The organism is Micromonospora sp. BL4, from assembly GCF_003667505.1.
Taxonomy (GTDB): domain Bacteria; phylum Actinomycetota; class Actinomycetes; order Mycobacteriales; family Micromonosporaceae; genus Micromonospora.
Window position 1 is genome coordinate 1 of the sequence record NZ_RCVJ01000259.1, and the last position, 4,816, is coordinate 4,816.

The 4,816-nt window shown below is 72.2% G+C and carries 5 protein-coding genes; 1 reads left to right on the plus strand and 4 read right to left on the minus strand.

The genetic code is table 11. The features are described 5' to 3' along the window. Window positions 1-3 precede the first annotated feature (3 nt). The 3 genes from EAD89_RS29900 to EAD89_RS29910 all read right to left on the minus strand — a co-directional run bounded on the left by EAD89_RS29900 (window position 4) and on the right by EAD89_RS29910 (window position 2,508). Window positions 4-771: a hypothetical protein gene (locus EAD89_RS29900; RefSeq protein ID WP_121654943.1), complete on the minus strand. Its 768-nt coding sequence runs from the start codon at window positions 769-771 to the stop codon at window positions 4-6. Between the two features lie 151 nt (window positions 772-922). Then, entirely contained in the window at window positions 923-2,029 is a 1,107-nt protein-coding gene (locus EAD89_RS29905) for an SPFH domain-containing protein (protein ID WP_121654946.1), read from the minus strand. Window positions 2,030-2,034: 5 nt separating this feature from the next. Continuing rightward, complete coding sequence (locus EAD89_RS29910) at window positions 2,035-2,508, minus strand: NfeD family protein (RefSeq protein ID WP_121678019.1); 474 nt, start codon at window positions 2,506-2,508, stop codon at window positions 2,035-2,037. 131 nt (window positions 2,509-2,639) lie between these two features. On the opposite strand from EAD89_RS29910, the gene EAD89_RS29915 reads away from it, so the two are divergent. After that, entirely contained in the window at window positions 2,640-3,941 is a 1,302-nt protein-coding gene (locus EAD89_RS29915) for a serine hydrolase (protein WP_121678020.1), read from the plus strand. A 41-nt stretch (window positions 3,942-3,982) separates the two neighbouring features. On the opposite strand, the gene EAD89_RS29920 is transcribed toward EAD89_RS29915, so the two are convergent. Beyond that, a complete protein-coding gene (locus EAD89_RS29920; protein WP_121678021.1) occupies window positions 3,983-4,795 on the minus strand; it encodes a DUF3097 domain-containing protein in 813 nt (270 codons plus the stop codon). Window positions 4,796-4,816: the final 21 nt, after the last annotated feature.

Here is a 4,816-nt window from a genome sequence, read left to right on the forward strand (position 1 = left end):
TGGTTAGGGCGTTGGGGTGGAGAGGCTGGCGCTGGCGGCGTCGCGGGCCGTTTCGCGGGGCATCAGGCGGCCGGAGCGGTAGCCGATGCCGATGCCGGCGATCAGCACGAAGATCGCGCCGAACGTCTGCAACGAGCCGATCAGGGCGCCGCCCAGGCCGAGCAGCGGCGCGGCGATGATCAGCATGACCCCGTCGCCGAGGCTGAACGTGCCGGAGCGGGCCACCGCCCACCCGGTGAGGAACCAGCCCACGCTGTAGAAGGTGGCGCCGACCAGCACCAGCGAACGCGCGGTGGCTCCGAAGACGGGCGTCTGCTCGGCGAGCCCGGCGAAGGGCAGCATCAGCACGGTGCCGGCGATGCTGACCAGCAGTCCGGCGGCGGCCACCCGGCGGCTGCGGGTCGCGGCCAGCAGCCCGGTGAGGGCCAGCAGCGCGAGCAGGCCGAGCCAGATCGCGGCCACCCAGCCGATCAGGTACACCGCCTGGCCGTCGGCCGGATACGGGTCGTTGCCCACCCCGCCGTCGCTGGCCATCGCCACCGCGCCGTAGAGGATGGCGTACGCGGGCAGCAGCCACACCGCCGCCCGCGCGAACCGGCGCACCGACCAGGCCCAACTGGCGTTCGTTGCCGGCCCGGCCGGGGTTGGCTCGCCCACGAACGGCAGTACGCCGAAACCGCCGCCGCTACGCCGGGAGCCCAGCGGGCCGGCCGGATCGTGCGCGCCGGGCACCGGGGCCGAGGACCACATCCGATTCGCCGGATCCTTCATGCGTCACCTCGCTCGTCCACGAGCGGTGCGGGACGCGCCGGGGCGCCCCGATTGCCTGGTCACCACCCGTCCTAGGACCGATCGTGGCAGGCGTCGGAGCGCCCCATGAGTCTTTCTCGCATTTATCCGGCCGGGCGGCCGGCGTACTCGATCACTCGCGCTCGCGCTGGTCGGCCGGGTCGTTGACCAGGCTGGCCGGGGACACCGGCTCCGGCGCGGGCAGCCCCTGCGGCTTGTTGCCACCGGTGGCCTGCGCCTCGGCGACGCGTACCTCGTCGTGGATCTGCTGCGCGGCGGCCGCCGCGGCCTGCGCGGCCTCCGCGGCCTCGCGCTCGACCTGGCTCGCGTGGTCGGCCGCCTCCGGCGCGGGCAGGTCCCCCACCATCTGGCTCAGCCCGCCGAGCGCGCCGCCCATGCCCTCCAGCGCCTTGGTCAGCTCGGCCGGGACGATCCAGACCTTGTTGGCGCTGCCCTGGGCGATCTGCGGCAGGGCCTGGAGGTATTGGTAGGCGAGCACCTTCTGGCTCGGGTTCGCCTGGTGGATCGCGTCGAAGACGGTACGGATCGCCTTCGCCTGCCCCTCGGCCTGGAGGATCCGGGCCTGCCGGTCACCGTCGGCCCGCAGCACCGCGGACTGCTTCTCACCCTCGGCGGTGAGGATCTGCGACTGCTTGTGACCCTCGGCGGTGAGGATCGCCGCGCGCCGGTCCCGCTCGGCGCGCATCTGCTTCTCCATGGAGTCGCGGATGCTGGCCGGCGGCTCGATCGCCTTGATCTCCACCCGGGTCACCTTGATGCCCCAGCGGCCGGTGGTCTCGTCCAGCACGCCGGAGAGGTGCCGGTTGATCTCGTCCCGGCTGGTGAGCGCCCGCTCCAGGTCCAGTGAACCGATCACGTTACGCAGCGTCGTGACGGTGAGCTGCTCGATGGCCTGCAGGAAGCTGGAGATCTCGTAGGTCGCCCGGACCGAGTCGACCACCTTGAAGTAGAGAACGGTGTCGATCGAGACCACCAGGTTGTCCGAGGTGATCACCGGCTGCGGCGGGAAGCTGACCACCTGCTCCCGCATGTCGACCTTCGTGCGCACCGCGTCGATGAAGGGCACCAGAATGTTGAGGCCAGGGCTGAGCGTGCGCTTGTACTTACCGAGCCGTTCCACCACGTCCTGGCGCTGCTGCGGCACGATCCGCACCGCCTTGGCCAGCGTCACCACAGCGATCAACGCAACTGCGATCAGCAGTACGCCTATGACCGTCATCCCGTTCACCCTCTCGCTTCCGGCAGCTCGCCGGCGGAAGAAACGTCGTCCTGCCAGACCAGGGCGGTCGCGCCCCGGACCTTGATCACTCGCACCCGTTCACCAGGCTCGTACGCCTGCGTCGTGTCGTACGACCGGGCGCTCCACAACTCCCCGTCGATCTTGACGAGCCCGTGCTCGGCGTCCACCCGCTCCAGAACCAGCGCCGTGGAGCCCTCGATCGCCTCCACGCCGAACGGCTGCTCGCCGCTGTCCAGTGCCGTCCGCTGGTGCCGCCGGATGACCGGCCGGACCACCACCAGGCTCAACGCCGACACCACGGCGAACACCAGCGCCTGGACCGCCACCGGCGCGCCCAGTGCGGCTGCGCCCGCGGCGGCGAACGCGCCGACCCCGAACATGATCAGGAAAAGCGTCGTCGTGAAGACCTCGGCGACAACCAGCAGCACACCCACAACGATCCACACCACGGCGTCCACCTCCCAATCGTGACACGCGAATGCACGAGCAGCCGACCCGTGATGATCAGTAGGCTCGGCGGAACCCCCTGGCCCACCGAAACGCCCCACACCGGTGGCCCGCCCGAGCCGACGAGCGAGGAGAGATCCCGTTGACCCTGCTGCCGGAAACCGCCCGACAGATCGACGCCCAGGTGGCCCAGGCACAGGCCGACGGCCGCGTCCCGTCGCTGGTGCTGGGCGTGGTCCGCGACGGCACGCTGGCGCACGTGGCCGTCGCCGGCGAGCATCCCCGCCCGGGGATCGACCTCCAGTACCGGCTGGGCTCGATCAGCAAGACCATGACCGCCACCCTGATCATGCAGTTGCGCGACGCCGGCCGGCTGGCCGTGGACGACCCGCTGGAACGGCACCTGCCGGGCACCGGCGTCGGCACGCTCACCCTGCGCCAACTGCTCGGGCACGCCAGCGGCATGCAGCGTGAACCCGAGGGTGACTGGTGGGAGCGGGCCGCGGGCGTCGACCTGGCCACCCTGCTCGCCGGGCTGACCGCCGACAAGATCGCCTACCCGCCGCACGCCACGTACCACTACTCGAACCTGGCGTACGGGCTGCTCGGCGGGGTGCTCGAACGACACACCGGGACGCCCTGGGCGGACCTGCTCGACCAGCGGATCCTCACCCCGCTGGGGATGCGCCGCACCACGTACGCGGCCACCGAACCGTTCGCCCGCGGCTACGTCGTCCACCCCTGGCACGAGACGCTGCGCGAGGAGCCCCGCACCGACACCGGGGCGATGGCCCCGGCCGGGCAGCTCTGGTCGACGATCGAGGACCTGGGCCGCTGGGCGGCGTTCCTGGCCGACCCGGACCCGTCGGTGCTGGCTGCCGAGACGCTCACCGAGATGTGCGCGCCCGTGGTGATCAGCGATCTCGACTCCTGGACCGGCGGGCACGGCCTGGGGCTGGAGCTCTACCGGGACGGCGAACGCGTGTACGTCGGGCACGGCGGCTCGATGCCCGGGTACGTGGCCGCCCTCGCGGTGCACCGGTCCACCCGTACCGCCGTGGTCGGCTTCGCCAACGCGTACGGCTTCCCGATCACCGGGCTCGGCCGTCGGCTGCTGACCACCGTGCTGGACGCCGAGCCGGCGTTCCCGCAGCCGTGGCGGCCGGCCACCGCCGCGCCCGCGGCCGAGCTGGCTGAGCTGACCGGGCGTTGGTGGTGGATGGGCACCTCGCTGGACCTGAGCTGGGACGCGGGTGACCTGGTGGCCCACGTCCGGGGTGAGCGGGTGAGCCGGTTCGTCGCCGAGGGAACGGACCGCTGGCGGGGACGCTCCGGCCCGGAGACCGGCGAGATCCTGTCGGTGCTGCGCGACGACAGCGGACGGGCGGTGGCGGTCGACATCGCCACGTTCGTCTTCACGCGCAGCCCCGACGAGATCCCCTGACCCACCGCCGGGTGGATCGGGGGATCAGGCGGAGCAGGCCGTCAGGGGGCTTCGGTGACGAAGTCGATGAGACGTTCCATGGCGTTGATCAGGGGGGTCTCCACGTCGGCGAAGGTGTTCACCCGGGACAGGATGTGCCGCCACATGTCGGCCGGCTCGGCCACCCCGAGGGCCGCGCAGACCCCCTCCTTCCACGGCCGCCCCGGCGGCACCACCGGCCACGCCGCGATGCCCAGCGCCGCCGGCTTGACCGCCTGCCAGACGTCCACGTACGGATGTCCGGTCACCAGCACGTACGGCGAGGTCACCCGGGCCACGATCCGGCTCTCCTTGCTGCCCGGCACCAGGTGGTCGACGAGGACGCCGAGCCGCCGGGTCGGGCCGGGGCCGAAGTCGCGCACCTCGGCGTCGAGGGCGTCGATGCCGTCCAGCGGCTCTACGACCACGCCCTCGATCCGCAGGTCGTCACCCCAGATCCGCTCGACCAGCGCCGCGTCGTGGATGCCCTCCACCCAGATCCGACTCGCCTTGGCCACCTGGGCGCGGACGTTGTCCACCGCCACCGAGCCGGACGCGGTACGCCGGCGGGCCGCCGGCACCGGCGCGCGGGTCGGGCGGCGCAGCGTCACCGGGCGACCGTCGAGCAGGAACGCCGCCGGCAGCAGGGGGAAGTTGCGCCGCTTGCCGTGCCGGTCCTCCAGCACCACCGCGCCGGATTCGAAGCCCACGACCGCGCCGCAGAATCCGGAGTCGACGTCCTCCACCACGAGATCCGGCTCGGCGTCCACCTCGGGGGTGACCTTGCGCCGCCGCCAGTCGCCCGCCAACACGTCCTCGCCGTATCGCCCCGCCATGTCGATCACGCTAACCCCGCC

Coding starts and splice junctions, on each gene's coding strand:
- EAD89_RS29900 (WP_121654943.1), bottom strand. CDS start 771: ATGAAGGATCCGGCGAATCGGATGTGGTCCTCGGCCCCGGTGCCCGGC.
- EAD89_RS29905 (WP_121654946.1), bottom strand. CDS start 2,029: ATGACGGTCATAGGCGTACTGCTGATCGCAGTTGCGTTGATCGCTGTG.
- EAD89_RS29920 (WP_121678021.1), bottom strand. CDS start 4,795: ATGGCGGGGCGATACGGCGAGGACGTGTTGGCGGGCGACTGGCGGCGG.